30 protein-coding genes are annotated in these 24812 nt (G+C 40.8%); 29 read left to right on the forward strand and 1 reads right to left on the reverse strand.

What is annotated here, in order from left to right:
• Window positions 1–52 precede the first annotated feature (52 nt).
• The 13 genes from MHI20_RS13295 to rsmI all read left to right on the forward strand — a co-directional run bounded on the left by MHI20_RS13295 (window position 53) and on the right by rsmI (window position 9191).
• Window positions 53–244: a sigma factor G inhibitor Gin gene (locus tag MHI20_RS13295; protein WP_017359334.1), complete on the forward strand. Its 192-nt coding sequence runs from the start codon at window positions 53–55 to the stop codon at window positions 242–244.
• Between the two features lie 128 nt (window positions 245–372).
• On the forward strand, window positions 373–987 hold the full coding sequence (locus tag MHI20_RS13300; protein WP_039170309.1) for a 5-bromo-4-chloroindolyl phosphate hydrolysis family protein: 615 nt from the start codon (window positions 373–375) through the stop codon (window positions 985–987).
• Between the two features lie 21 nt (window positions 988–1008).
• Window positions 1009–2070 (forward strand): toxic anion resistance protein, encoded by a 1062-nt coding sequence (locus MHI20_RS13305; RefSeq protein ID WP_039170312.1) that lies wholly within the window; start codon window positions 1009–1011, stop codon window positions 2068–2070.
• 77 nt (window positions 2071–2147) lie between these two features.
• Entirely contained in the window at window positions 2148–3554 is a 1407-nt protein-coding gene (locus MHI20_RS13310; protein ID WP_340938904.1) for an aminotransferase class I/II-fold pyridoxal phosphate-dependent enzyme, read from the forward strand.
• Entirely contained in the window at window positions 3551–4189 is a 639-nt protein-coding gene (gene tmk / locus MHI20_RS13315) for a dTMP kinase (protein ID WP_007496237.1), read from the forward strand. The genes MHI20_RS13310 and tmk overlap by 4 nt, the downstream gene beginning before the upstream one ends.
• 79 nt (window positions 4190–4268) lie before the next feature.
• Window positions 4269–4598, forward strand: a complete 330-nt coding sequence (locus MHI20_RS13320; RefSeq protein ID WP_012008640.1) for a cyclic-di-AMP receptor — start codon at window positions 4269–4271, stop codon at window positions 4596–4598.
• A gap of 12 nt (window positions 4599–4610) precedes the next feature.
• A complete protein-coding gene (locus MHI20_RS13325) occupies window positions 4611–5051 on the forward strand; it encodes a YaaR family protein (protein WP_008341898.1) in 441 nt (146 codons plus the stop codon).
• An 11-nt stretch (window positions 5052–5062) separates the two neighbouring features.
• The gene (gene holB / locus MHI20_RS13330) at window positions 5063–6052 is read left to right on the forward strand and encodes a DNA polymerase III subunit delta' (protein WP_041506542.1); all 990 of its coding nucleotides are present in this window, start codon (window positions 5063–5065) and stop codon (window positions 6050–6052) included.
• A gap of 2 nt (window positions 6053–6054) precedes the next feature.
• Window positions 6055–6882 carry a PSP1 domain-containing protein gene (locus MHI20_RS13335; protein WP_024719352.1) on the forward strand — a complete coding sequence of 276 codons (828 nt, stop codon included), beginning with the start codon at window positions 6055–6057 and terminating at the stop codon, window positions 6880–6882.
• A gap of 14 nt (window positions 6883–6896) precedes the next feature.
• Window positions 6897–7250, forward strand: a complete 354-nt coding sequence (gene yabA / locus MHI20_RS13340) for a DNA replication initiation control protein YabA (protein WP_007496228.1) — start codon at window positions 6897–6899, stop codon at window positions 7248–7250.
• 55 nt (window positions 7251–7305) lie between these two features.
• Window positions 7306–8049 (forward strand): tRNA1(Val) (adenine(37)-N6)-methyltransferase, encoded by a 744-nt coding sequence (locus tag MHI20_RS13345; RefSeq protein ID WP_017359328.1) that lies wholly within the window; start codon window positions 7306–7308, stop codon window positions 8047–8049.
• On the forward strand, window positions 8036–8335 hold the full coding sequence (locus tag MHI20_RS13350; RefSeq protein WP_178896440.1) for a GIY-YIG nuclease family protein: 300 nt from the start codon (window positions 8036–8038) through the stop codon (window positions 8333–8335). Before MHI20_RS13345 ends, MHI20_RS13350 begins: the two co-directional genes overlap by 14 nt.
• Entirely contained in the window at window positions 8310–9191 is an 882-nt protein-coding gene (rsmI, locus tag MHI20_RS13355; protein WP_340938916.1) for a 16S rRNA (cytidine(1402)-2'-O)-methyltransferase, read from the forward strand. Before MHI20_RS13350 ends, rsmI begins: the two co-directional genes overlap by 26 nt.
• 44 nt (window positions 9192–9235) lie before the next feature.
• Here the strand turns inward: rsmI and MHI20_RS13360 are convergent, their stop codons facing one another.
• Complete coding sequence (locus MHI20_RS13360) at window positions 9236–9526, reverse strand: AbrB/MazE/SpoVT family DNA-binding domain-containing protein (protein ID WP_087975202.1); 291 nt, start codon at window positions 9524–9526, stop codon at window positions 9236–9238.
• A gap of 519 nt (window positions 9527–10045) precedes the next feature.
• On the opposite strand from MHI20_RS13360, the gene metG reads away from it, so the two are divergent.
• The 16 genes from metG to pth all read left to right on the forward strand — a co-directional run bounded on the left by metG (window position 10046) and on the right by pth (window position 24784).
• Window positions 10046–12046 carry a methionine--tRNA ligase gene (gene metG, locus MHI20_RS13365; protein ID WP_135009444.1) on the forward strand — a complete coding sequence of 667 codons (2001 nt, stop codon included), beginning with the start codon at window positions 10046–10048 and terminating at the stop codon, window positions 12044–12046.
• Window positions 12047–12127: 81 nt separating this feature from the next.
• Window positions 12128–12895 (forward strand): TatD family hydrolase, encoded by a 768-nt coding sequence (locus MHI20_RS13370; protein WP_017359325.1) that lies wholly within the window; start codon window positions 12128–12130, stop codon window positions 12893–12895.
• A gap of 244 nt (window positions 12896–13139) precedes the next feature.
• Window positions 13140–14342 carry a G5 and 3D domain-containing protein gene (locus MHI20_RS13375; RefSeq protein ID WP_007496219.1) on the forward strand — a complete coding sequence of 401 codons (1203 nt, stop codon included), beginning with the start codon at window positions 13140–13142 and terminating at the stop codon, window positions 14340–14342.
• A 160-nt stretch (window positions 14343–14502) separates the two neighbouring features.
• Window positions 14503–15063, forward strand: coding sequence for a ribonuclease M5 (rnmV, locus tag MHI20_RS13380; RefSeq protein WP_024719356.1), 561 nt, complete (start codon window positions 14503–14505; stop codon window positions 15061–15063).
• Entirely contained in the window at window positions 15056–15934 is an 879-nt protein-coding gene (gene rsmA, locus MHI20_RS13385) for a 16S rRNA (adenine(1518)-N(6)/adenine(1519)-N(6))-dimethyltransferase RsmA (RefSeq protein ID WP_008341873.1), read from the forward strand. The genes rnmV and rsmA overlap by 8 nt, the downstream gene beginning before the upstream one ends.
• Before the next feature lie 287 nt (window positions 15935–16221).
• Window positions 16222–17106, forward strand: coding sequence for a sporulation peptidase YabG (yabG, locus tag MHI20_RS13390; protein ID WP_007496216.1), 885 nt, complete (start codon window positions 16222–16224; stop codon window positions 17104–17106).
• Between the two features lie 213 nt (window positions 17107–17319).
• Window positions 17320–17577: a biofilm formation stimulator Veg gene (gene veg, locus MHI20_RS13395; protein WP_003217979.1), complete on the forward strand. Its 258-nt coding sequence runs from the start codon at window positions 17320–17322 to the stop codon at window positions 17575–17577.
• Between the two features lie 161 nt (window positions 17578–17738).
• On the forward strand, window positions 17739–17924 hold the full coding sequence (locus MHI20_RS13400; RefSeq protein WP_285529734.1) for a small, acid-soluble spore protein, alpha/beta type: 186 nt from the start codon (window positions 17739–17741) through the stop codon (window positions 17922–17924).
• Window positions 17925–18071: 147 nt separating this feature from the next.
• Entirely contained in the window at window positions 18072–18941 is an 870-nt protein-coding gene (gene ispE, locus MHI20_RS13405; protein ID WP_017359321.1) for a 4-(cytidine 5'-diphospho)-2-C-methyl-D-erythritol kinase, read from the forward strand.
• 55 nt (window positions 18942–18996) lie between these two features.
• Complete coding sequence (purR, locus tag MHI20_RS13410) at window positions 18997–19830, forward strand: pur operon repressor (protein ID WP_007496210.1); 834 nt, start codon at window positions 18997–18999, stop codon at window positions 19828–19830.
• A gap of 38 nt (window positions 19831–19868) precedes the next feature.
• Window positions 19869–20246, forward strand: a complete 378-nt coding sequence (ridA, locus tag MHI20_RS13415; protein ID WP_008341860.1) for a 2-iminobutanoate/2-iminopropanoate deaminase — start codon at window positions 19869–19871, stop codon at window positions 20244–20246.
• A 224-nt stretch (window positions 20247–20470) separates the two neighbouring features.
• A complete protein-coding gene (gene spoVG, locus MHI20_RS13420) occupies window positions 20471–20767 on the forward strand; it encodes a septation regulator SpoVG (protein ID WP_008357439.1) in 297 nt (98 codons plus the stop codon).
• A 198-nt stretch (window positions 20768–20965) separates the two neighbouring features.
• Window positions 20966–22336, forward strand: coding sequence for a bifunctional UDP-N-acetylglucosamine diphosphorylase/glucosamine-1-phosphate N-acetyltransferase GlmU (gene glmU / locus MHI20_RS13425; RefSeq protein ID WP_340938929.1), 1371 nt, complete (start codon window positions 20966–20968; stop codon window positions 22334–22336).
• A 22-nt stretch (window positions 22337–22358) separates the two neighbouring features.
• Window positions 22359–23312: a ribose-phosphate diphosphokinase gene (locus MHI20_RS13430; RefSeq protein ID WP_003217907.1), complete on the forward strand. Its 954-nt coding sequence runs from the start codon at window positions 22359–22361 to the stop codon at window positions 23310–23312.
• A gap of 138 nt (window positions 23313–23450) precedes the next feature.
• Window positions 23451–24077 carry a 50S ribosomal protein L25/general stress protein Ctc gene (locus MHI20_RS13435; protein ID WP_008341853.1) on the forward strand — a complete coding sequence of 209 codons (627 nt, stop codon included), beginning with the start codon at window positions 23451–23453 and terminating at the stop codon, window positions 24075–24077.
• A gap of 140 nt (window positions 24078–24217) precedes the next feature.
• Window positions 24218–24784, forward strand: coding sequence for an aminoacyl-tRNA hydrolase (gene pth, locus MHI20_RS13440; protein WP_024719358.1), 567 nt, complete (start codon window positions 24218–24220; stop codon window positions 24782–24784).
• Window positions 24785–24812: the final 28 nt, after the last annotated feature.

The raw sequence follows: 24812 nt of genomic DNA on the forward strand, positions 1-24812 counted from the left end.
TATACAATTGAAAGCGCTAGGGCATACTGAAGCTATAAGTGGAGGTGTCACAATGAGCAAAAAAGAGCGAGAAGCAATTTGTTTGATTTGTGAAGAGAAAAAAACAAAGGGAATTTATTTATATCATCAGTTTTTATGCCGAGATTGTGAACGGAAGTTAATTTCTACATCAACCTCGGATCCTAGTTATGCTGATTATGTAAGAAAGCTTAAAAATCTTCATACGCCGCCTTTGTATTCATAGACCATTAGATGGTCTTTTTTTATGGGCAATCGGGGATTGGGCCTGTTTTTTGGAACTTAGTTTGGACATCAACCGTAATAAATAATAAGATAAACAGAGAGCCTGATTATTCATAGGAGTCGATGAACATGAAATCAATTTTTTACACATTTGTATGGGCCGTTCTCTCTACTCTTTTTTCGCTGGTGATTTTAACTGTCAGTATTGGTGTTTTCCATCATCATGTTGGATTGTCGATACTGTATGCGATGATTGGGTGGGGTGTGATGTTTGCAGGAAGCCGATGGGCTGCCTTCCAGTTGTTTTTGAAGAAACACGGACTGTCTCGCAGTGATTATGTATATATTAAACAGCACTTAAAAGAAGCCGCGCAAAAGCTGGTTCGTTTGAAAAAAGCTTTATTTGCTGTGAAGAACGTACAGACGATCAAGCATAATTATGAAATTCTTCGGCTTGCCAGACGCATCTATACGATAACAAAAAAGGAACCGAACCGGTTTTATGATGCACAGCGGTTTTATTTTGAGAGTTTGGATTCTGTTGTTGAATTAACTGAGAAATATGCACTGCTGTATAATCAGCCGAATCGTAGCCATGAGCTTGAAATGACATTAAGCCAAACTCGAGTCACGCTGACTGAACTGCAAAAGCAATTAACGAATGATTTACAGCAAGTTTTAGGAAGAGATATAGAAGCACTTCATATTGAACTTGAAGTGGCCGATAAAATGATTAAAAAATAGATATGAAAGGAGTCAAACTCGATGAAACCAGAAGATCCAGTCATACCACCAGCCCCATCTACTACAGATCTTCCGTTTCGGGTGTTTGATACCTTATCTGATGAGGAAAAGCAGGAGGCGCTACAGCGAGCTGAGAAGATCCCTGACCATCCACAAAAACTGCTTTTCTATGGCACACGTGTGCAGGAACGATTGTTAGAACAATCAAAACAAATGATGCAATATGTGGAGAAAAAAGATATTGACCAAATCGGAGACGTTCTAGAAGCTTTTTTACAGCAACTGCATTTAGTGGAGCCAGAGGATTTATTACCAAAGAAGCGAGGCTTTTTTTTAAGGTTATTTCAGCGAGAAAAGCGTTCTACTCAGGAGATCATATCTCGTTTTAAACAAGCAGAAGCACAGATAGAGAGATTGTCAGCAAGGCTTCGTTACGCCAGAGGCGTGCTAATTTCGGACCATAAGTTATTGGAGCGTTTATTTGAAGAAAATCAATCATACTTTCAAGAGATGACGTTACAGGTTGCAGCAGTTGAAGCAAAATTGACGCTGTTAGAGCAACATGCCCTAACAGAATCACAGTCACATGATCGGACATTAGAGGAACAATTGATGAGTCGGGAAGTCGATGAAGAAGAATATATGGAGAGATTAAAAGAACGGAAGTATGATTTGTTGTTGAGCCGTCAAATCGCACTGCAATGTAATGCCCAAATTCGAATGATTCAGCATACAAACCATACATTAGCCAATCATATTCAATCAACTGTTTCCGCATCAATTCCTTTATGGATCAACCAAATGTCGATTGCGTTCAATCATATTCAGCAGCGAGCCAATTCAGCGCTTGAGCAGCGTATCCAGCAAACATATGAACAGGTATCGAAGCAGCAAGGACAGCTGCTTGAAGATGCATCCTTAACGCCTATAGATACGTTGAAAAAGGTTCAGCGCCAATTGGCCGAAACATTGCAGGAAACGTTGCAGGTAAAAGAACATGGGAGCCAAGAACGAGCTCAATTAAAAAGTAGCATGCATGAGGCAGAGCAGAAGCTGGTGAATCATAAACCAATAAAGGAATGAGAATCCACCTTTCAGTTCACTTGTTTGAACGTTATAATAGATATAAGATATCGTTTAAGTGAAAAGGGTCGATTTGTTTGAAAACACCTTTATATACAGCATTATCACAACATGCGGAAAAGAAGCCCTATTCTTTTCACGTTCCGGGACATCACAATGGAGATGTCTTTTTTGATGAGGCACGGTCCTATTATGAATCCATTCTTCAGCTGGATGTGACAGAACTTGAAGGTCTAGATGATCTTCACCATCCGACTGGGGTGGTTCAAGAGGCAGAGGATTTATTGGCAAAGCTATATGGAGCTAAACAAAGTTTTTTCCTTGTGAATGGCACAACCGTTGGCAATTTGGCGATGGTGATGTCTGCGTGTCGGGCTGGGGAGGGCATTTTCGTTCAGCGAAATTGTCATAAGTCTGTGTTCCATGCGATTGAGCTTGCGGGAGCGACACCTATTATGCTAGAAACCGAGAGTGATCCGCACTTGCACGTCCCAACTCATGTGACGGAGGAAACAGTCAAACAAGCTATGGCGACACATCCTAACTGCCGGGCAATCGTTTTGACATATCCGAACTACTACGGACATGCAGCTGATTTATCAGGGCTCATTCAAATGTGTCATGAAGCTGGCATCATTGTATTAGTTGATGAGGCACATGGTGCTCATTTTGTATTAGGCGGTGCCTTTCCTCCATCTGCCCTTTCCTATGGAGCAGACGTGGTGGTACAATCAGCACATAAAACCCTTCCGGCAATGACGATGGGGTCTTATCTCCATCTTCAAGGAGACCGAATTGATGTGAAGCGGATAAAGACGTTATTAACGATGCTTCAAAGCAGTTCACCTTCCTATCCAATTATGGCTTCGTTAGATGTGGCGAGAGCTTATGTGGAGGAGTTGAAGGGAAAAGGGTTAATGGACGAAATCATGAGAGACTTGGCAAAGCTGAAAGCACAGTTCAATATGATCTCCAATCTCGAAGTGGTTGAGTCTGACTCTTTACCTATGGATCCATTAAAATGTGTCATTCGTTCAACAAAAGGGCTGACAGGCTATGAACTCAAAAAGGTGCTTGAGTCGGTGGAGGTTCACCCAGAACTTGCGGATGAACATCAAGTCTTACTCGTTTTTGGTCTAAGGCAGACAAAGGACGTTCCTTTTACAGCTATAGAGCAGGCTCTTCAGCAAAGTGATTCATTGCTTATAAAAAAAGAGCCTCAAACGGGATCGCTCTTCTTAGAGGACGATCAGCAAAAGCGAGATGTAGAAGCTGTTCCATTCGAAAAAGCAGTTGGCCGGATTAGTGCAGAATCGGTCATTCCCTATCCGCCTGGCATTCCTTTGATGATTAAAGGAGAACCGATTGAATCAGATCAAATTGCGACGTTAAGCCGCTTGCTTGGGCATCAAGTTCATGTGCAAGCAAGTCAGGTGATTCACCAGAGAAAATTATATGTTTATATAGAAGAGGAGACACTATGAGCGGTATGTTTATTACGTTTGAAGGACCTGAGGGTGCTGGAAAAACGACAGTGATTCGAAAAGTGTACGAAGAAATGGAACGTCAAGGCTATGCAGTGATGGCGACACGTGAGCCTGGAGGCATTGACATTGCAGAGCAAATTCGTGAAGTCATTTTAAATGAAAAAAATACAAAAATGGACGCAAAAACAGAGGCATTGCTTTATGCAGCAGCTAGAAGGCAGCATTTGGCTGAAAAAGTAGAACCGGCATTGAAGCGGGGGGAAACTGTTTTATGTGATCGTTTTGTCGACAGCTCCCTTGCTTATCAGGGCTATGCGAGAGGGCTTGGGATTGAAGAAGTCAAATCCATTAATGATTTTGCCATTGATGGCACGATGCCGCAAATGACCATTTACTTTTCCATTACACCAGAGGAAGGTCTAAAGCGAATTGATGCCAATCAAGGAAGAGAAAAAAATCGATTAGACATGGAAACATTGAATTTTCATCAAATGGTCAGAGAAGGATATGAGCTGCTGATTGCGCAATCACCAGAACGATTCCGTGTAGTAGATGCGTCTCAGCCTGTTCAGGATGTCTTTAATGAAGTGTTTCAGCTGATTCAGGACACATTAAAGAAAAATCAAATATGACCTCATTCCCAATCGTTGTTATAATATAGAGGAAGACATCGGCATGTCACCTGTGCCTAAAATGAAGGAGGCCAATCAAATGAAATTAATTGTTGCCGTTGTACAGGATCAAGATAGCAGCAAGTTATTGAAAATATTGACCGAACATCAATTCGGCGTGACAAAATTAGCTTCGACTGGTGGATTTCTAAAGTCTGGGAACACGACTTTTATCATTGGTTGCGATGATGTCCGAGTGGATAAAGCGTTACAGCTAATCAAGGAAAATTGCCGTAAACGTGATCAAATGATCGCGCCTGTATCACCAATGGGTGGAAATGCAGATTCATATGTACCATACCCTGTTGAGGTTGAAGTTGGTGGAGCTACCGTCTTTATTCTGCCAGTTGAACAATTTCATCAATTTTAAGGATGGGTTGCTGTGAAAATTAATCAAGATATGCGGCTGCTTTTAGAAAAGCGTGAACTTCAAGCGATGAAAGGAAGCCAAACTTCAGCATCGTTTAAATCATCGATGGAGACACAAAGTGGAAAAATGCGTTTAGAGCAGCTGACAGTCATGCTGAGCGATATCGAAGTCTTCGGCAAAAAACTGACAAAGTCACGAAACCTTAAAGATTTGGCTAGGTTTAAAGGACTTGTGAAACGCTTTGTAAAAGAAACAGTCGATAATGGATTAAATATAGAGACATCAAGGAGCTTTGACATTTATGGCAACACACGAACACTCGCTTTAGTCAAAGCATTAGATGAAAAGCTGATTGAGTTAACAGAGGATATGATGAATCAAGAGAAACCCTCGATTGATTTGCTTGAACGTATTGGAGAAATAAAAGGTTTATTGATTAACCTTTACACATAGAGAGTGATAACATGGCAATTAGCTGGGATGACATGAATGATCTACAGCCGCGCGTCATGCGGCTGATTTTTAATAGTATTGATAAAGACCGACTGGCTCATGCTTACTTATTTGAAGGAAAAAAAGGGACAGGAAAGCTAGATGCTGCGATGCTTTTAGCGAAGAGCTTTTTTTGTTTGGAAGCAGGAGTGAAACCATGCGAGTCCTGTCAAAACTGCAAAAGAATTCAGTCTGGCAACCATCCAGATTTACATCTAGTGCAGCCTGACGGTCAATCAATTAAGAAGGCGCAAGTGCAGGCTTTGCAGGAGGAATTTACAAAAGCAGGCGTAGAATCGCATCGGAAAATGTATATCATTCTCCATGCGGACAAAATGACGGTCAATGCTGCGAACAGTTTATTAAAGTTCCTAGAGGAGCCCAACCGGGAAACGATGGCAATTTTAATCACTGAACAATCGCATAAAATGCTGGATACGATTATTTCAAGATGTCAGATGCTTAGCTTTCAGCCGCTGCAGCCGCAATCTTTGGAGCAGCAGCTTTTACAAGAAGGCGTGTCTCAGGATCTCGCAAGGCTTTTGTCGAATTTAACCAATAATTTAGCAGAAGCACTCGAATTAAGTCGAAATGATCAGTTTGCAGAGTCTAGAGCGAAAGTGATAAAATTGTATGAAGTCTTACACCAGCGAAAAGAACATGCATTTTTTTATATACAAGATCAATGGATGCCTTTTTTCAAAGAGAAAGACCTTCAAGAAACTGGTCTTGATATGCTTTTATTTATATATCGTGATGTATTGTCGATTCAAATAGGAAATGAAGATAAAGTCATTTATCAAGACTTATTCCAGACAATGAAGCAGCACGCGCTGCATTCCACACAGCAGATGGTGACGAATCAGATCCTTGCTGTATTAGAAGCGAAAAAGAGACTTCAATCCAACGTGAATGCCCAAGGGCTAATGGAGCAATTGGTGTTGATGTTGCAGGAGGGATAAGCTTGTACAACGTAATTGGTGTTCGCTTTAAAAAAGCGGGCAAAATCTATTATTTCGATCCTAATGGATTTCATATAGAAAATGATAGTTGTGTCATTGTAGAAACAGTCAGAGGTGTTGAGTACGGGCAAGTGGTCATCGCCAATAAAAAAGTAGATGAACACGATGTGGTTCTCCCTTTACGTAAGGTGATTCGCGTCGCAGACGAACGAGACCGGCTCATCGTTGAGGAGAACAAAGAAGCAGCGATGGCAGCCTTTGACACATGTCTTCAGAAAGTAAGTGAACACGGCCTGGAAATGAAACTGGTCGATGTCGAATTTACATTCGACCGCAACAAGGTCATCTTCTATTTTACAGCGGATGGCAGAGTAGATTTCCGTGAGCTGGTCAAGGATCTTGCATCTATTTTTAAGACGAGAATTGAACTTCGTCAAATCGGTGTAAGAGACGAGGCAAAAATGCTAGGCGGCATTGGTCCGTGTGGACGTATGCTTTGCTGTTCAACTTTCTTAGGAGATTTTGAACCTGTGTCCATTAAAATGGCAAAAGATCAAAACCTCTCGTTAAACCCTACCAAAATTTCAGGGCTTTGCGGTCGTTTGATGTGCTGCTTGAAATATGAGAATGATGAGTACGAAACAGCAAAAGAACAATTACCGGACATCGGTGAAACGATTCAGACGTCTAATGGCTCTGCAAAGGTAGTAGGGCTTAATATTTTAGAACGAATTTTGCAAGTTGAATTAACCGGGCAAGAAAAAGTGATAGAATATACTTGGGAAGAATTAATACAAGAAGGCGTTGTATCTGCACAAACAACTGAGTAACGAGGTGTGCCACCTTGGATAAAAAGGAACTATTTGATACGGTGATTAATTTAGAAGAACAAATCGGTTCTCTTTATCGCCAGCTAGGTGATTTGAAAAATCATATCGGTGAAGTGATTGAAGAAAATCACCAGCTGCAGATGGAGAATCAGCACTTGCGTGAACGTCTGGATCAATCCGATCGAGATAAATCGTCTGAGGCAGAGCATGATTCTGCCCAGAAGCCAAGTCATTCTGATATAGGAGAAGGTCATGATAACCTAGCTCGTTTATATCAGGAGGGCTTCCATATTTGTAATGTACATTATGGGAGCATTCGGAAAGAGGGAGACTGTTTGTTCTGTCTGTCATTTTTAAATAAAAAATGAGAAAAGGCTTCCGCTGAATCGGGAGCCTTTTTCACAGGAAAAGAAAGGATACATCATGGTTTCGTTAAGAGAAGATGAACGTTTAGACTACTTGCTTGCAGAAGATATGAAAATTATTCAAAGTAAAACGGTGTTCGCCTTTTCATTGGATGCAGTGTTATTAGCAAAATTTGCGTATGTGCCGATTCAAAAAGGGGAGATTATTGATCTTTGTACGGGAAATGGCATCGTTCCATTGCTGCTTTCGACGAGATCTAAAGCCTCTATTACAGGGGTTGAAATTCAAGAACGTCTGTTTGATATGGCAAAGAGAAGTGTGGCGCATAATCAACTGGAGCAGCAGATTGAGTTGATCCATGGTGATTTAAATGATATGCCTAAACGGTACGGAAACCACAAAGTAGACGTGATTACTTGTAATCCGCCATATTTCAAGACTCCTTCTAAGGATGAAATCAATGAAAATGAGTATTTGGCGATCGCACGTCATGAGATACATTGTACATTAGAAGATGTCATTCGTGTTTCTTCCACTTTGTTAAAGCAAGGAGGCAAACTGGCAATGGTTCACCGCCCTGGACGGCTGCTTGAGATTGTTGAAATGATGAAGAAATATCGAATTGAGCCAAAACGAATTCAATTTGTATATCCGAAACAGGGAAAAGAAGCGAATACCATTTTAGTGGAAGGGATGAAAGATGGAAAACCGGATTTGAAAATCCTCCCGCCGCTTTTTGTTTATGGAGAAGACCAAGAGTATACAAAAGAAATCAGGACGATACTGTATGGAGAAGCATAGTCATTATTTCTATGTATTGAAATGTGCAGATGGCAGTTTGTACGCTGGGTATACAAATGACTTACAAAAAAGGCTGACTACCCATAATAGTGGGAAGGGTGCAAAGTATACGAGAGCTAGACGGCCGGTGGAACTCTATTACCACGAATGCTTTTTAACCAAAAGAGAAGCCATGCAACAGGAATATCGTTTCAAAACGTGGACACGTCGAAAAAAGGACATGTATATAGAAGAAAAGCGAATCAAAAAGGAGGCGGCACATGAAAAAGACACAGAAAAGCTTTGATGGTCAATCAGAAATGGGGATTCTTTATCTCGTACCAACCCCGATTGGAAACTTAGAAGATATGACGTTTCGCGCGATACAAACGTTAAAAGATGTAGACCATATTGCCGCAGAAGATACGAGACAAACGAAAAAGCTTTGTCATGTCTATGAAATTGATACCCCATTAACGAGTTATCATGAACATAACAAAAATAGCAGTGGTCATAAGTTAATCGAATGGTTAAAAGAAGGAAAGAACATTGCACTCGTGAGCGATGCCGGTTTACCGACGATCTCTGATCCAGGAGCCGAAGTGGTTCGCGACTTTACGAACATCGGAGGCTATGTCATTCCGTTACCTGGTGCAAATGCAGCACTTACGGCGCTCATTGCGTCAGGAATCGCACCTCAGCCATTTTTCTTTTACGGTTTTCTTGATCGTCAAAAAAAGGAAAAGAAAAAACAGCTGGAAGCATTGAAGAAACGCCAAGAAACAATTGTTTTCTATGAAGCGCCCCATCGGTTAAAAGAAACGCTGACTGTGATGAAAGAAGTGTGGGGGAACCGGAATATTGCCATTACGAGAGAACTGACAAAGAAATTTGAAGAGTTTATTCGTGGAGATTTAGAATACGCGCTGACCTGGGTGACAGAACAACAAATCCGTGGTGAGTTCTGTCTCGTTGTACAAGGAAATGATCAGGATGAAGAAGAACTGAATGAAGAAGCTTGGTGGAATTCTTTATCTGAAAAAGAGCACGTGATCCATTACATAGAGGAAGGGTTAACGTCAAAAGAGGCTATTAAACGTACTGCGGTTGAACGTGGTGTGCCAAAGCGGACGATCTATGATGCGTATCATATTGAACAATAAAGAAAGGTTCTTGCAAACGGTGCAAGAACCTTTTTATATAAAACTTATTTTTGTGATTGAAGTTGGTTTTGAATTTCGTTAATGATTTGCTCTGCACCTTCACGGCTAAGAACTAATTTACCATTAGCAAGTTTAAGGTTATCGTCTGATACTTCACCTGTTACTTGGCAAGTCATGTTTGGTTTATATTTTTTTAAGATAATTTTTTCATCATCAACATAAATTTCCAAAGCGTCTTTTTCTGCGATTCCTAACGTACGGCGAAGCTCGATTGGAATCACCACGCGTCCTAATTCGTCAACTTTACGTACAATACCTGTAGATTTCATCTTCATTCTCCTCCCAAAAAGTTCTTATTCTTAATATAATATTATCTTCGTCATTATTCGACAAATTCCTTACATTCCTAGCATAACAAGGTTTCCATAAATCGTCAATCATTTTGTTTACTATTGTTTGTAAAATATGACTCTTAAAGTCAAAGGACCTTGAAACTACCGGTGTATAAGGATTTTTCAGAATTTATCTATAAAAATATGAAAAATGACGATAACAGATTAACAAGACTTTTGCCCTAATTTAGCCAATTGTAAATCTGGAAATAGATTTCATACGACAATATTCGACAAAATGTCGAGCGGTTTGTCGTTTTTTTCGAAAAACTCGTCTTTTTCGTTCATTTCAATCTGTTCTATGTATATATGCTTGATCTTAAAGGCTAAGATGGTATCATAGAGAAAGCACAAGTGCAAAACATAATGAAATGATCTGACACATTTTAATGAAGTATGATGACCGCTCTCGTCCATTGGGCGGGAGTTTTTGACATTTACACACAAGCAGGAGGTTCCGACATGCCGGAAAAGAAAAAAACGTTTTATCTGACTACACCAATTTACTATCCGAGCGGAAAATTACATATTGGACATGCTTATACGACAGTGGCAGGGGATGCCATGGCTCGATATAAACGTCTGCAAGGCTATGATGTGATGTATTTAACGGGTACAGATGAGCACGGACAAAAAATTCAGCAAAAAGCTGAAGAACAAAATATTACACCGATTGAGTATTTAGATCCGGTCGTTGCTGACATTAAATCATTATGGAAGAAACTCGACATTTCCAACGATGATTTCATTCGTACAACGGAAAAAAGACATACGAAAATCATTGAACAAGTCTTCCAAAAGCTGCTTGATCAAGGAGATATTTATTTAGATCAATATGAGGGCTGGTACAGTATTCCTGATGAAACATTCTATACGGAAACACAGCTTGTTGATGTTGAGCGAAATGAGAAAGGGGAAGTCATTGGAGGGAAAAGCCCAGACAGTGGACACCCTGTTGAATTGATTAAAGAGGAATCATATTTCTTCCGTATGAGTAAGTATGCTGACCGCTTACTAGACTATTACGAAAAGAACCCGTCGTTCATTCAGCCTGAATCAAGAAAGAATGAAATGATTAATAACTTCATTAAACCGGGGTTAGAGGATTTAGCTGTATCAAGAACAACCTTTGATTGGGGCATTAAAGTACCTAATAATCCGAAGCACGTCATCTATGTATGGATTGATGCGTTATTCAACTACTTAACAGCGATTGGCTACGGAACCGATCAAGATGAAAAATATAAAAAATATTGGCCTGCCAACGTACACCTAGTCGGGAAAGAAATTGTACGATTCCATACAATTTACTGGCCAATTATGCTGATGGCACTTGATCTGCCGTTGCCAAAACAAATTTTTGCACATGGCTGGCTGCTCATGAAAGATGGCAAAATGTCTAAATCAAAAGGGAACGTAGTAGATCCTGTTACGTTAATTGATCGCTATGGTCTTGATGCTCTTCGTTATTACCTGCTACGCGAAGTACCATTTGGTGCAGACGGTGTGTTTACACCAGAAGGATTCGTGGAACGTGTAAACTATGACCTTGCCAATGATTTAGGGAACTTACTTAACCGTACAGTGGCGATGGTGCAAAAATACTTCGACGGTACATTAAGCAGCTATAAGGGTCCAGTCAATGAGTTTGATGAGGAACTAAAAGCTGTAGCTGAACAAACGGTGAAAGCTTATGAAGAAGCGATGGAGAACCTCGAATTCTCGGTGGCTCTTTCAAATGTTTGGACATTAATCAGCAGAACAAATAAATATATTGATCAAACAGCTCCTTGGGTATTAGCGAAGGATGAAACAAAACGAAAAGAATTGCATTCTGTAATGTACCATTTAGCAGAATCACTCCGAATCACAGCTGTATTGTTAACGCCATTCTTAACAAAAACACCTGAGAAAATCTTCTTCCAGCTTGGAATTGAAGAAGAGAAACTCAAAAGCTGGGAAAGCATTCTTTCTTTCGGTGCGATTCAAAAAGCGACGGTACAAAAAGGTGAGCCGTTGTTCCCTCGTTTAGAGGTTGAAGAAGAAGTGGCATACATTAAAGAGAAGATGCAAGGAAGTGCGCCTAAGGTAGAAGAAGAGTCAGTTGAAATAGAAGAAACTGAATTGCCTGAACTGGGTGCCGAAATTGCCTTCGATGATTTTTCGAAAGTTGACCTTCGTGTAGCACAAGTATTGGAAGCAGCACCAGTGAAAAAAGCTGACCGTCTCTTAAAGCTTCAGCTTGATTTTGGATTTGAAAAGAGACAAATTGTCTCAGGGATTGCCAAGCATTATCAACCAGAAGAATTGGTAGGGAAGAAGCTCGTCTGCGTAGCGAATCTCACACCAGTTAAACTAAGAGGGGAAATTTCCCAGGGAATGATTTTAACTGGAGAAACTACTGGTAAATTGCAGGTTCTTGAAGTAGATCAATCTCTAGCAAATGGAACGAAAATTTTATAATTTAACAAAGGTGTTCCACGTGTAACATTTCGTCGAACACCTTTTGTTTTTCAGAAGAATTGTCGAAAGGAGCAATCAACCATGTTATTTGACACACATGCCCACTTAAATGCTGAACAATATAATGAAGACTTAGAGCAGGTGATTGAAAGAGCCAAAAGTGAAAAGGTAGAGAAGATTGTGGTGGTCGGGTTTGATCGTCCAACCATTACGAGAGCGATGGAGCTAATTGAAGCATATGATTTTATGTATGCAGCCATCGGCTGGCATCCTGTTGATGCCATTGATATGACAGATGAAGATTTGGCTTGGATCAAAGAATTATCTCAGCATGAAAAGGTTGTTGCCATTGGAGAAATGGGTCTAGATTACTATTGGGACAAGTCGCCAAAAGATGTGCAAAAAGAAGTCTTTAGACGTCAAATTGCTCTTGCAAAAGAAGTGAATCTGCCAATTATCATTCATAACCGTGACGCTACGGAAGATGTAGTGACGATCTTAAAAGAAGAAGGAGCGGCAGAAGTCGGAGGAATTATGCACTGTTTTACTGGGAGCCTCGAAATTGCAAAAGCATGTATGGAAATGAACTTTTATATCTCATTCGGTGGACCTGTGACATTTAAAAATGCGAAAAAACCGAAAGAAGTTGTAAAGGATATTCCAAGTGATCGTCTTCTGATTGAGACAGACTGCCCGTATTTAACTCCAGCGCCATTTAGAGGGAAACGAAATGAGCCGAGCTATGTGAAATATATCGCAGAACAAATTGCTGAATTGCGAGAAATAAGCTTTGAAGAGCTTGCTGCATTGACAACAGAAAATGCGAAAAAAGTTTTCCGTATAAACTGACAGTATATGATGTCAATCCTTGTTTAAGCTTGTCCAATTGTGAAACATAACGAAAAAGTTCTACACGTTTGCGCCTCCTCATAGGATAAGTTGTCGATAAGTCTTTCTTCCCTTCCTTCCAAAAATCTCCCATAATAGGTTTACAATCGAGCATTTTTGTACAGTGGGTGGAAGGGTTGACAGGTTTTGAGATACTCTATATAATCTCTCCGAGGAGAAGGAGGCGTTTTTCATCGTACAAAAAATGAAAAATCTGTTTTCTGTCAAGCTAGGAAAAGGCAAGGTTTTATTTCTAGTCGCTTGCTTGCTTTTAGCTGGAACTGGGACGGCTTACGGTGCGCATGAGCTCACTAAGCAGTCTATTACCATTTCAATCAATGGCAAAGAGAAGACAATTCGTACACATGAAGAGACAGTAGCACAGCTACTTTCAGACCTTGGAATAAGGACCAGGGCGGAGGATCATATCTCTCCAAGTCTAAATACAAAGATTCAAGACAACATGAACATTGTGTATGATGCGGCTATACCGGTTCATCTCACCCTAGATGGGAAAGAGAAAACGATATGGACAACAGATCAGACGGTTGGAGCATTATTGAAGAATGAGAAGATAGATATTGGGAAGCACGATCAAGTAACTCCAGGAAAGAATGACAAGATTAAAAAGAATATGGATCTTGTGGTTCAGCAGGCCTTCCAGGTCAGCTTAAACGATGGAGGAAAGGATAAGAAAGTGTGGACCACTTCGACTACGGTCGCTGACTTTTTAAAGCAACAAGAGCTGAAGCTCAAGAAGCACGATAAGATCAAACCTGCGTTACATAGTCACCTTTCTAAAAAAAGCGCAGATGTGAAGATCACTCGGGTGGAAAAAGTCACCGATGTAGTGGAAGAGAAAATTGCTTTTGATACCAAACATAAAAAGGATCGATCTCTTGAAAAAGGAAAAGAGAAGGTGCTTGAAAAAGGTGAAGAAGGTAAATTAAAGAAGCACTATGCCATTGTGAAAGAAAACGGCAAAGTGGTGTCTAAAGAATTAATTAAAGAGGTTACTGCAAAAGACAGTAAGGATCGTTTAGTGGCCGTTGGTACACAAGTGTCCAAGAAAGAACCTAAAGCGTCCCCTGCGGTTTCAAGAAGTAATGAATCGTCAGGAAAAGAGTTCTATGTGACGTCCACAGCCTATACAGCGGGCTGTGCTGGATGTACGGGCAGAACGTCTACAGGCTTTAATTTAAAAGCAAATCCAGGTGCAAAGGTCATAGCAGTTGATCCGAGTGTCATTCCGCTGGGCTCTAAAGTGTATGTGGAAGGCTATGGGTATGCCGTTGCATCAGACACTGGATCTGCTATAAAAGGGAATAAAATTGATGTGTTCGTCCCAAGTAAGTCGGCAGCTTATCAATGGGGGAATAAACGAGTGAAAATTAGAGTGCTCAAATAAACACATCAAATCATTTATATGAACAGAGGGCTTTGCGCACCCTCTGTTTTTTTGGTTATAATAGAAGCACTGTTTTCTAATTAATTAGACGCAAAAACAGCATGGAAGGTTTCATTTTTTGACAAAAAAATGTAGATTGTTTTTGCAAGCGGAGGAATACATGAAAATCAAAGAAATCATTGTGGTGGAGGGTCGTGACGACACTGCTAGAGTAAAGATGGCAGTTGATGCAGATACGATTGAAACGAATGGATCTGCCATTGGCGATACAGTCATTCAACAAGTGCGTCTTGCTCAGGAGACGAGGGGGGTTATCATTTTAACTGATCCTGATTTCCCTGGGGAAAAGATCCGTAAAACCATCGCAGAGGCTGTCCCTGGCTGTAAGCACGCCTTTTTACCAAAACACCTTGCGAAAGCGAAGCGGGACAAAGGAATTGGTGTCGAGCATGCTTCCTTGGATAGTATTCGAGAATGCCTTGCTCATGTCCATGAGGAAATGGAAGAATCAGAAAGCGAGATTACGTTAGACGATTTATTTGACGCAGGCCTTATCGGAGGCGAAGCATCAAAACGCCGCCGCGAACGATTAGGTATGCTTTTAAATATAGGATATACAAATGCGAAGCAGCTGCAAAAGCGTCTTCACATGTTCCAAATAACGAAAGAGGATTTTATTGCGGCCTTAAAGACCGTCATGCAGGAGGAAGCCGATGAATAAAGATATTGCCACGCCCATCAGAACGAAGGAAATACTGAAGAAGTACGGTTTCTCTTTTAAAAAGAGCTTAGGGCAAAACTTTTTAATTGATACGAATATTTTAGATCGCATTGTCGATCATGCAGAGATTACGGATGAGACAGGTGTGATTGAAATTGGCCCTGGTATCGGTGCGTTGACTGAACAGCTCGCCAAACGGGCAAAGAAAGTCACGGCTTTTGAAATCGACCAGCGCCTATTGCCGATTTTAAACGATACGCTTTCTCCATATGATAATGTCACCATTATTCATCAAGACGTATTGAAGGCAGATGTAAGAAAGGTGATTGAAGAACAGTTTGCTGACTGTAAAGAAGTAATGGTCGTAGCAAACCTTCCTTATTATGTGACGACACCAATTATTATGAAATTGCTTGAAGAAAACCTTCCATTGAAAGGAATCGTTGTCATGCTGCAAAAAGAAGTAGCAGATCGCATGGCTGCTGTTCCTTCATCAAAAGAATACAACTCTTTGTCGATTGCAGTGCAATTTTATACAGAAGCGAAGACGGTCATGGTTGTGCCGAAAACGGTTTTCGTCCCACAACCAAATGTGGATTCAGCGGTAATCAAACTAACTGTTCGTGAAACGCCTGCGGTCTCAGTAGACAATGATACGTTTTTCTTTCAACTGATTCGTGCGAGTTTTGGCCAGCGCCGGAAGACATTGATGAATAACTTGATGAACAATCTGCCAGATGGCAAGAAACATAAAGCCATCATTGAAGAAGCCCTTGTAACAGCTGAGGTTGATGGGAAACGCCGCGGTGAATCATTGTCAATCGATGAATTTGCCCGTTTGTCCAATGTTTTACACAAAGCCCTTTCATAAGGGCTTTTCAGCGTGTAGACAAACCCTCGCATTCGGTGTCAGTCCTGCGCGCTGGTGCTCACGAATGTCAAATTCGCTCCGTGCCAGTGCTCGTTCTTCCTAGACTGCAAAGGTTTTCTATCACGCTGAAAAGAAGACAAAGCCCTTTCATAAGGGCTTTTTTCTTTTGGTTTTCACCACTTCACCTGTTCAGGCATAGGCTAGAAAGAACAACACACCTGAAAGAAGAACAAGTGTAGCGTAAGACGATACCAACAGGATAAGAGCCTGATTGTGGAGTGAAAAGCATGCAATTTCAAATAGGAGATATGGTGACGAGGGCATCCTATCAGATGGATATTATGTTTCGTATCATTCGAATTGATGAGACAGACCAGCACGAAGCCACCGCCATTTTGCATGGGAATGAAGTGAGGCTGATCGCCGATGCGAAGATGTCAGATTTGGTCTTGATTCAAAAAGAGGAGCAGCTGACAAGAGAGAAGGACGATGAACGGAAAATTAACGAATCGCTCGACTTACTCAGGCAAGATTATCAGCTGCTTCGTGAAAAACAAGAGTATTATACGTCTGGACAATATCAGCATCAGGAGCAGTATTTTCATATGCCCGGAAAGGTTCTGCATTTAGATGGAGATGCTTCATACTTAAAGAAATGCTTAGATGTATATGAAAGAATCGGTGTACCTGTGTATGGTGTGCATTGCCACGAGAAGAAAATGCCAAGCATGATTGATTCATTAATTGATCAATACCGACCTGATATTTTGGTCATCACAGGACATGATGCGTATTCTAAACAAAAGGGCGGTGTACACGATATCGGTGCATATCGTCATTCTCGTCATTTCGTTGAAACGGTTCAAAAGGCAAGAAGGAAGGTTCCGCATTTAGATCAGCTCGTGATCTTTGCAGGTGCCTGCCAATCTCATTTTGAATCATTAATTCAAGCAGGTGCTAATTTTGCAAGCTCACCCTCACGTGTCAACATTCATGCACTTGACCCCGTCTATATTGTTGCCAAGATCAGCTTCACTCCATTTGTAGATCGAATCAACGTGTGGGATGTGCTCCGAAATACGCTGACGAGAGAAAAAGGTCTCGGAGGGATTGAAACAAGGGGTGTTTTAAGGGTAGGTATGCCATATAAAAGAGACCATGAATCGACATAACCCGACTGATTTCAGTCTGGTTTTTTTTATGCTCAAAAAGAAATTTCATATGAATACATAATTCACCGGAATTTGAGAAAAATAGGGAGGAGAAAAGGTAGAAGTTTGTCAAAAATATTTTGTTGACAATGGCTCGTGTTGGTTGATATAATTTAATTTTTATTTGACAAAAATGGGCCGTTGTTGTATAATTATCTCAGTGAGGTGGATGCAATGGCGAAGACTTTGTCCGACATCAAAAGATCGCTTGATGGTAACTTAGGTAAACGTTTGACGTTAAAGGCTAACGGAGGCCGCCGAAAAACAATTGAGCGTTCGGGCATTTTAGCTGAAACGTACCCTTCTGTTTTTGTGATTCAATTAGATCAAGATGAGAATTCGTTTGAAAGAGTTTCTTACAGTTATGCAGATATACTGACTGAGACGGTCGAATTAACATTCGATGATACCGCTAGCTCAGTCGCCTATTAATGGGCAGTGAACTTTTTGTTTACTGCTTTTTGTTTTGCCTTTTTTCTGTATGGGAGGCTGTCCATTATTTGAAAGGGGTAAAAGGCAGGAATCGATGCAAAATAAGAAAGTCACAAATGAGTGGCGATGATTCGAATTCTCGACCAAAGGGGCTGTTTCGTTTGGGTAGACGCCGAGGCATTATGTCAGATGAGTTCAAATATGAGCTGGCGAAGGATCTTGGATTTTATGATACCGTCAAAAATGGAGGCTGGGGAGAGATTCGTGCGCGTGACGCAGGAAATATGGTCAAACGTGCCATTGAATTAGCTCAACAGCACATGGCTCAAGGAGAGAATCAACGATAAAGAAATGATCAGGGATACCTCGGGTGTCTCTGGTCTTTTTTGCTTGAAAAAGTGAGTGTGCTGGGGGCAAAAGCCAATATTCATCAGATCCATCAAATGTGATACAATATTGATACTTATGTTTAGATGGAGAAGTAGGTGAAATGTTTGCGTATTTTAGAAAAAGCACCGGCAAAAATTAATCTCTCACTTGATGTTCATGGAAAAAGACCGGATGGATATCACGAAGTGGAGATGGTGATGACAACAATAGATCTTGCAGATCGACTAGAGCTGACGGAGCTGGACAAAGACGAAATCCGTGTATCATCTCATAATCGTTTTGTGCCAGATGATCAACGGAATTTGGCTTATCAGGCAGCTAAATTATTAAAAACAAGATTCGGTATTCAAAAAGGCGTATCGATTGTCATCACAAAAGCAATTCCCGTCGCAGCAGGTTTAGCTGGAGGCAGCAGTGATGCCGCAGCAGCGCTTCGCGGCTTAAACCGTTTGTGGAAGTTAAATCTCACGTTAGATGAACTAGCTGAGCTTGGAGCGGAGATCGGCTCAGATGTCTCTTTTTGTGTACACGGAGGGACAGCGCTAGCGACAGGACGTGGAGAGAAACTAAAGCATATTGCGACACCGCCGCATTGCTGGGTGATTTTAGCGAAGCCGGTGATTGGGGTATCTACAGCTGAGGTCTACAGACAATATGACGCAAGCAAAGTAGAACACCCAAATGTACAGCGTATGATTGAAGCAATTGAAGCGAAAGATTATAAAGAGATGTGCGGCTCACTCGGTAACGTGTTGGAATCTGTGACATTAAAGATGTATCCAGAAGTCGATATGATTAAGAGACAGATGAAGCGTTTCGGAGCAGATGCTGTATTAATGAGCGGCAGCGGGCCAACTGTATTTGGCTTGATTCAATATGAATCGAAGGTACAAAGAATATATAACGGACTGAGAGGATTTTGTGATCAGGTTTACGCTGTCCGCATGATCGGCGAACAAAATACCCTTGATTAAATCCGTATATTAAGTTATATTATTCATAAATTATTCGGGTTCTGGGGGTAAGTTCATGAAGTTTCGTCGAAGCGGCAGATTGGTGGACTTAACAAATTATTTGTTAACCCACCCGCACGTACTAGTACCTTTAACTTTTTTTGCAGAGCGATATCAATCTGCGAAGTCCTCTATTAGTGAAGACTTAACGATTATCAAACAGACCTTCGAACAGCAGGGAATAGGGACTTTACTTACTGTACCTGGTGCTGCTGGCGGAGTGAAATATATTCCAAAGATTCATCTGAAAGAAGCAGACGAAGTCGTCAACGATATCGGAGAGGCATTATCAACTCCTGAACGTGTGCTTCCTGGCGGTTATTTATATTTAACTGATGTTTTAGGCAATCCATCGATTCTTGCGAAAATCGGTAAGCTTTTTGCGACCATTTTTTCGGATCGACCGATTGATGTTGTCATGACTGTTGCGACGAAAGGTATTCCGATTGCCTATTCTGTTGCAGGTTATTTAAATGTGCCTGTTGTGATCGTTAGAAAAGATAATAAGGTAACTGAAGGATCAACTGTGAGTATTAATTATGCATCAGGTTCTTCTAACCGAATTCAAACCATGTCACTTGCAAAGCGGAGCTTAGATAAAGGATCCAATGTGTTGATTATTGATGACTTTATGAAAGCAGGCGGAACCATTAATGGCATGATGAATCTTCTAGAGGAATTTAATGCAAATGTTGCAGGGATCGGCGTTTTATTAGAAGATGAAGGCGTAGATGAACGTCTTGTCGATGAATATGTATCACTTTTAAAGCTTTCAACCATTGATATGAAGCAGAAAATCATTGAGATTAATGAAGGTAATTTCCACGAGTTTTTTCATTCGAAAGCTTAAGCTTTGATCAAACATGTATTTGAATGGGAGAGATTGATATGACAAAAGTTGTTCAAACCAAAAACGCGCCAGCAGCCATTGGACCTTACTCTCAAGGGATTATCGTCAATAACATGTTTTACAGCTCAGGGCAGATTCCGTTAACGCCAGCTGGAGATTTTGTGAATGGAGATATTAAAGAACAAACACATCAAGTGTTTCATAATCTTAAAGCCGTCCTTGAAGCAGCGGGTGCTTCCTTTGAAACAGTCGTGAAAGCAACGGTTTTCATTAAAGATATGGAACAATTCGCTGAAGTGAATGAAGTGTACGGTGAATACTTCCATACACATAAGCCAGCTCGTTCATGTGTAGAAGTAGCCAGACTTCCAAAAGATGCACTTGTAGAAATTGAAGTTGTGGCATTAGTGAAATAAACAGGCCATCTCTTTGGAGACCGTTTGGTTTCATTATATGTATGAAAAGGCATCGTCATGATGTCTTTTTTCACGCAACCGATGTAAGCGCCGTCATTAAAATGACAAAAAATGTATAAATATCCCGATATTTCAAAAAAAGTTTAAAAAAAGAGCAGGAGAATCACCACAATCGTTGAATACCTAATTAATGCTTTTATATTGGGAAAAGGTGGTGAACTACTGTGGAAGTTACTGACGTAAGATTACGCCGCGTGAATACCGATGGTCGCATGAGGGCGATTGCATCCATCACGCTGGACCACGAATTTGTTGTTCATGATATTCGTGTGATTGATGGAAACAATGGCTTGTTTGTTGCAATGCCTAGCAAACGTACGCCTGATGGAGAGTTTCGCGACATTGCACATCCAATTAATTCAAGCACTCGGGGTAAAATCCAAGATGCTGTTTTAAATGAGTATCATCGCTTAGGCGAAGAGGAAGAGACAATTGAATATGAAGAAGCTGGAGCTTCTTAAAGATATGTGAACCTAAAAAGACAGCTTTAAGAGAAAATGAATGTTTTCTTTTAAATGCTGTCTTTTTTGCGTTTTTTCTCTTGTTCCTTATGTCTCCCGTTCATTAGAAAATTAATGCACTTCCTCTTGTATCCTTGAAATCAGTCCTTATTTAGGATATATTTTTCTATGGATAATAGGGATATTGGAGGCCAATCAATGGATAAGCGGTTCGCAGTGATTTTAGCAGCGGGAAAAGGAACAAGAATGAAGTCAAAGTTATACAAAGTACTTCATCCAGTTTGCGGAAAGCCAATGGTCGAGCATGTGGCAGATCAAGCGTTAAAGCTATCTTTAGCCAAGCTTGTGACGATTGTCGGTCATGGAGCAGAGGACGTCAAGAATCAGCTTGGGGACAGAAGTGAATATGCACTTCAAGAAGAACAGCTGGGAACAGCACATGCCATCAAACAAGCTAAATCGTTCCTCGCGCAGGAAAAGGGAACAACCATTGTCATTTGTGGAGATACACCATTATTGACAGCGGAAACAATGGAAGCCATGTTAAGCGAGCATCAAAAACAACAAGCGAAAGTTACGATTTTGACAGCACACGCGGATGATCCAACAGGTTATGGACGTATTATTCGTGATGAAACAGGTGCTGTAGTAAAAATCGTCGAGCATAAAGATGCAAATGATGCTGAACGTCAAGTGAATGAAATTAATACTGGGACCTATTGCTTTTCAAATGAAGATCTCTTCCGTGTGATTGAGCAAGTGTCAAATGAAAATGCACAAGGTGAATACTATTTGCCGGATGTCATTGAAATTCTAAAGAATGAAGGACAGACGGTTGCAGCGTATCAAACACCACATTTTGAAGAAACACTTGGAGTCAATGATCGTATCGCTCTATCACAAGCAGAGCAATTCATGAAGCGACGTATTAATCATCAGCATATGAAGAATGGTGTAACCTTGATTGATCCTGAGAACACGTATATCTCGCCCTATGCAGTCATCGGTGAAGATACAATGATTTATCCTGGGACGGTCATCAAAGGGAATGTAAAGATTGGTGCAGATGCCACAATCGGTCCGAACACTGAAATTGTTGATAGCGTAATTGGAGATCGGACAGTCATTAAGCAGTCTGTTGTCTGTGATAGTGAAGTTGGGGTAGATGTGACAATTGGACCGTTTGCTCATATTCGCCCGTTGTCGAAAATTGGCGATGAAGTGAAGATCGGAAATTTTGTCGAAATCAAGAAAACAGTTTTCGGTGACCGAAGCAAAGCGTCTCATCTCAGCTATATTGGAGATGCAGAGGTCGGAGCGGATGTAAACCTTGGTTGTGGATCCATTACAGTTAATTATGATGGGAAGAACAAATTCTTAACGAAGATTGAAGATGGCGCATTTATTGGCTGCAATTCAAATCTCGTTGCACCAGTCACTGTCGGAAAAGGGGCATATGTTGCAGCCGGTTCAACGGTTACAGAAGATGTACCGCAGGATGCATTGTCTATTGCTAGAGCAAGACAAGTCAATAAAGAAGATTATGTGAAAAATATTCATAAAAAATAATCCAAATACCCGGAGGTTTACCATGTCTAATCGTTATGCTGATGCGAATTTAAAGATATTCTCTTTGAATTCAAACCCTGAACTTGCCAAAGAAATTGCCGATCGTATCGGAGTTGATGTAGGAAAGAGCTCTGTTAAACGTTTTAGTGACGGTGAAGTCCAAATCAATATTGAAGAAAGTATCCGTGGCTGTGATTGTTATGTTATTCAATCTACTAGTGCGCCAGTCAATGAGCACATAATGGAGCTACTCATTATGGTAGATGCACTAAAACGCGCTTCTGCGAAAACGGTCAATATTGTCATCCCTTATTACGGATATGCACGTCAAGATCGTAAGGCGAAACCTCGTGAGCCAATCACGGCGAAGCTTTTTGCGAACTTACTTGAAACAGCAGGTGCTACACGTGTCATCGCACTTGACCTTCATGCGCCGCAAATCCAAGGTTTCTTTGATATTCCAATCGATAACTTAATGGCTGTGCCAATCTTAACAAACTATTTTGAACAGAAAAACTTGAATGATATCGTTGTTGTGTCTCCTGACCACGGTGGTGTTACGCGTGCGCGCAAAATGGCGGACCGCCTGAAAGCACCAATCGCAATTATCGACAAACGTCGTCCGAAGCCGAACGTGGCTGAAGTGATGAACATCATTGGGAACATTGAAGGCAAAACGGCGATTCTCATCGATGATATCATTGATACAGCTGGTACGATTACACTTGCTGCAAATGCACTTGTGGAAAATGGAGCGGCTGAAGTCTATGCTTGTTGTACTCACCCAGTATTGTCTGGACCAGCAGTAGAACGTATTACAAACTCTAAAATTAAAGAATTAGTTGTGACAAACAGTATTCACTTAACAGATGACAAGAAAGTTGGAAAATTCATTCCGCTTTCAGTTGGGCCTTTGCTTGCAGAAGCCATCATCCGTGTACATGAAGAAGAATCTGTGAGCTACCTTTTCAGCTAATTTTCTGATTGGAAAAGGCCCTAGGCATCAGCTTGGGGTCTTTTTGCTGTGATAAATGAAAGACAAACATGTTTAAAATGATTCAGTTATGGGTATTTATGAAAGTAGTGACAAAAAAGAAATAGGATGGTGCTGAATATGGCAACTTTAAAAGCAAATAAAAGAACTGATTTCAAACGTTCCACACTGCAAAAAATCCGTCATTCAGGACACGTTCCTGGTGTCATATACGGAAAAAATACAGACAATCTGGCTGTTTCATTAGACAGTATTGATTTATTAAAGACATTACGTGATGAAGGAAAAAACACAATCATCACATTAGACGTTGGCGGTGAAACAAAATCTGTGATGGTAACAGAACTGCAAACAGATCCGTTGAAAAATGAGCTTGTCCACGCTGATTTCCAAGTGGTCGACTTACAGCGAGAAATTGACGCAGATGTACCTGTACAACTCATTGGTGAATCCAAAGGTGTAAAGGATGGCGGTGTGCTTCAGCAGCCACTATTTGAGCTATCCATTACAGCAAAACCAAAGGATATCCCACAAAATATTGAAGCTGATATTACAAACTTAGAAGTAAATGACGTACTAACAGTTGGTGATCTGTCTGTTCAGTCTACGTATCAAATTAATAATGATCCAGAAGAAGTTGTTGCTTCGATCTTACCGCCTCAGCAATCAGAGGTTCCAGAGCCAGATAGTGAAGAGGAAACGCAAGAGCCTGAGGCCATTAAAGAAAAAGATGACAGCGAAGAATAACTGGTCAATTAGAGACGTAACCCTCCCGCGGTTACGTCTTTTGTGCTAGAATGAAAAGAATTCATACGTTTTGCATGAGGCAATCACATTGGCTCATTTTTTAGGCGTGTGCATGTGCGACAAAGGAGGTTATTGGTTTCATGATTGCGTTCGTTGGATTGGGTAATCCAGGAAAAGAATATGAAAAAACAAGACATAACGTCGGGTTTATGACAATAGATGAACTATCAAAAAAATGGGACATCCCATTAAATCAATCAAAATTCCATGGACAATATGGAACTGGGTTTGTTTCGGGGCAAAAGGTTCTACTTGTGAAGCCTCTTACATATATGAACTTATCAGGGGAATGTGTGCGTCCGCTGATGGATTACTATGATATTCCCCTTGAACATTTGAAGGTCATCTATGATGATCTTGATTTGCCAACGGGCCGGATTCGTTTGCGTACTAAAGGAAGTGCAGGCGGACATAACGGAATCAAATCGTTGATTCAGCATTTAGGTTCACCAGAGTTTGACCGATTCCGTATCGGCATCGGCCGTCCACAAAACGGCATGAAGGTCGTCGATTACGTACTAGGACGCTTCTCAGAGGAAGAACAGCCTGATATCTCATCTGCTATTCAATCATCTGTTGAAGCTTGTGAAGCGGCTTTAACAAAGCCATTTTTAGAAGTGATGAATGATTTTAACAAGAAGGTATAAGAATGATAAGCAAAGCACATACTGATCA

Source organism: Bacillus sp. FSL K6-1106, from assembly GCF_038005245.1.
GTDB classification, from domain to species: domain Bacteria; phylum Bacillota; class Bacilli; order Bacillales; family Bacillaceae; genus Bacillus; species Bacillus altitudinis.

What these genes read in the sequence shown, in the direction of transcription:
- holB (WP_041506542.1), top strand. Translation starts at nt 5,063, where the DNA reads ATGGCAATTAGCTGGGATGACATGAATGATCTACAGCCGCGCGTCATG.
- ridA (WP_008341860.1), top strand. Translation starts at nt 19,869, where the DNA reads ATGACAAAAGTTGTTCAAACCAAAAACGCGCCAGCAGCCATTGGACCT.
- MHI20_RS13345 (WP_017359328.1), top strand. Translation starts at nt 7,306, where the DNA reads ATGGTTTCGTTAAGAGAAGATGAACGTTTAGACTACTTGCTTGCAGAA.
- MHI20_RS13350 (WP_178896440.1), top strand. Translation starts at nt 8,036, where the DNA reads ATGGAGAAGCATAGTCATTATTTCTATGTATTGAAATGTGCAGATGGC.
- MHI20_RS13435 (WP_008341853.1), top strand. Translation starts at nt 23,451, where the DNA reads ATGGCAACTTTAAAAGCAAATAAAAGAACTGATTTCAAACGTTCCACA.
- tmk (WP_007496237.1), top strand. Translation starts at nt 3,551, where the DNA reads ATGAGCGGTATGTTTATTACGTTTGAAGGACCTGAGGGTGCTGGAAAA.
- MHI20_RS13360 (WP_087975202.1), bottom strand. Translation starts at nt 9,526, where the DNA reads ATGAAGATGAAATCTACAGGTATTGTACGTAAAGTTGACGAATTAGGA.
- rsmA (WP_008341873.1), top strand. Translation starts at nt 15,056, where the DNA reads ATGAATAAAGATATTGCCACGCCCATCAGAACGAAGGAAATACTGAAG.
- MHI20_RS13430 (WP_003217907.1), top strand. Translation starts at nt 22,359, where the DNA reads ATGTCTAATCGTTATGCTGATGCGAATTTAAAGATATTCTCTTTGAAT.
- yabG (WP_007496216.1), top strand. Translation starts at nt 16,222, where the DNA reads ATGCAATTTCAAATAGGAGATATGGTGACGAGGGCATCCTATCAGATG.
- pth (WP_024719358.1), top strand. Translation starts at nt 24,218, where the DNA reads ATGATTGCGTTCGTTGGATTGGGTAATCCAGGAAAAGAATATGAAAAA.
- purR (WP_007496210.1), top strand. Translation starts at nt 18,997, where the DNA reads ATGAAGTTTCGTCGAAGCGGCAGATTGGTGGACTTAACAAATTATTTG.
- metG (WP_135009444.1), top strand. Translation starts at nt 10,046, where the DNA reads ATGCCGGAAAAGAAAAAAACGTTTTATCTGACTACACCAATTTACTAT.
- MHI20_RS13375 (WP_007496219.1), top strand. Translation starts at nt 13,140, where the DNA reads ATGAAAAATCTGTTTTCTGTCAAGCTAGGAAAAGGCAAGGTTTTATTT.
- MHI20_RS13370 (WP_017359325.1), top strand. Translation starts at nt 12,128, where the DNA reads ATGTTATTTGACACACATGCCCACTTAAATGCTGAACAATATAATGAA.
- rsmI (WP_340938916.1), top strand. Translation starts at nt 8,310, where the DNA reads ATGAAAAAGACACAGAAAAGCTTTGATGGTCAATCAGAAATGGGGATT.
- MHI20_RS13295 (WP_017359334.1), top strand. Translation starts at nt 53, where the DNA reads ATGAGCAAAAAAGAGCGAGAAGCAATTTGTTTGATTTGTGAAGAGAAA.
- MHI20_RS13300 (WP_039170309.1), top strand. Translation starts at nt 373, where the DNA reads ATGAAATCAATTTTTTACACATTTGTATGGGCCGTTCTCTCTACTCTT.
- rnmV (WP_024719356.1), top strand. Translation starts at nt 14,503, where the DNA reads ATGAAAATCAAAGAAATCATTGTGGTGGAGGGTCGTGACGACACTGCT.
- MHI20_RS13320 (WP_012008640.1), top strand. Translation starts at nt 4,269, where the DNA reads ATGAAATTAATTGTTGCCGTTGTACAGGATCAAGATAGCAGCAAGTTA.
- MHI20_RS13305 (WP_039170312.1), top strand. Translation starts at nt 1,009, where the DNA reads ATGAAACCAGAAGATCCAGTCATACCACCAGCCCCATCTACTACAGAT.
- veg (WP_003217979.1), top strand. Translation starts at nt 17,320, where the DNA reads ATGGCGAAGACTTTGTCCGACATCAAAAGATCGCTTGATGGTAACTTA.
- glmU (WP_340938929.1), top strand. Translation starts at nt 20,966, where the DNA reads ATGGATAAGCGGTTCGCAGTGATTTTAGCAGCGGGAAAAGGAACAAGA.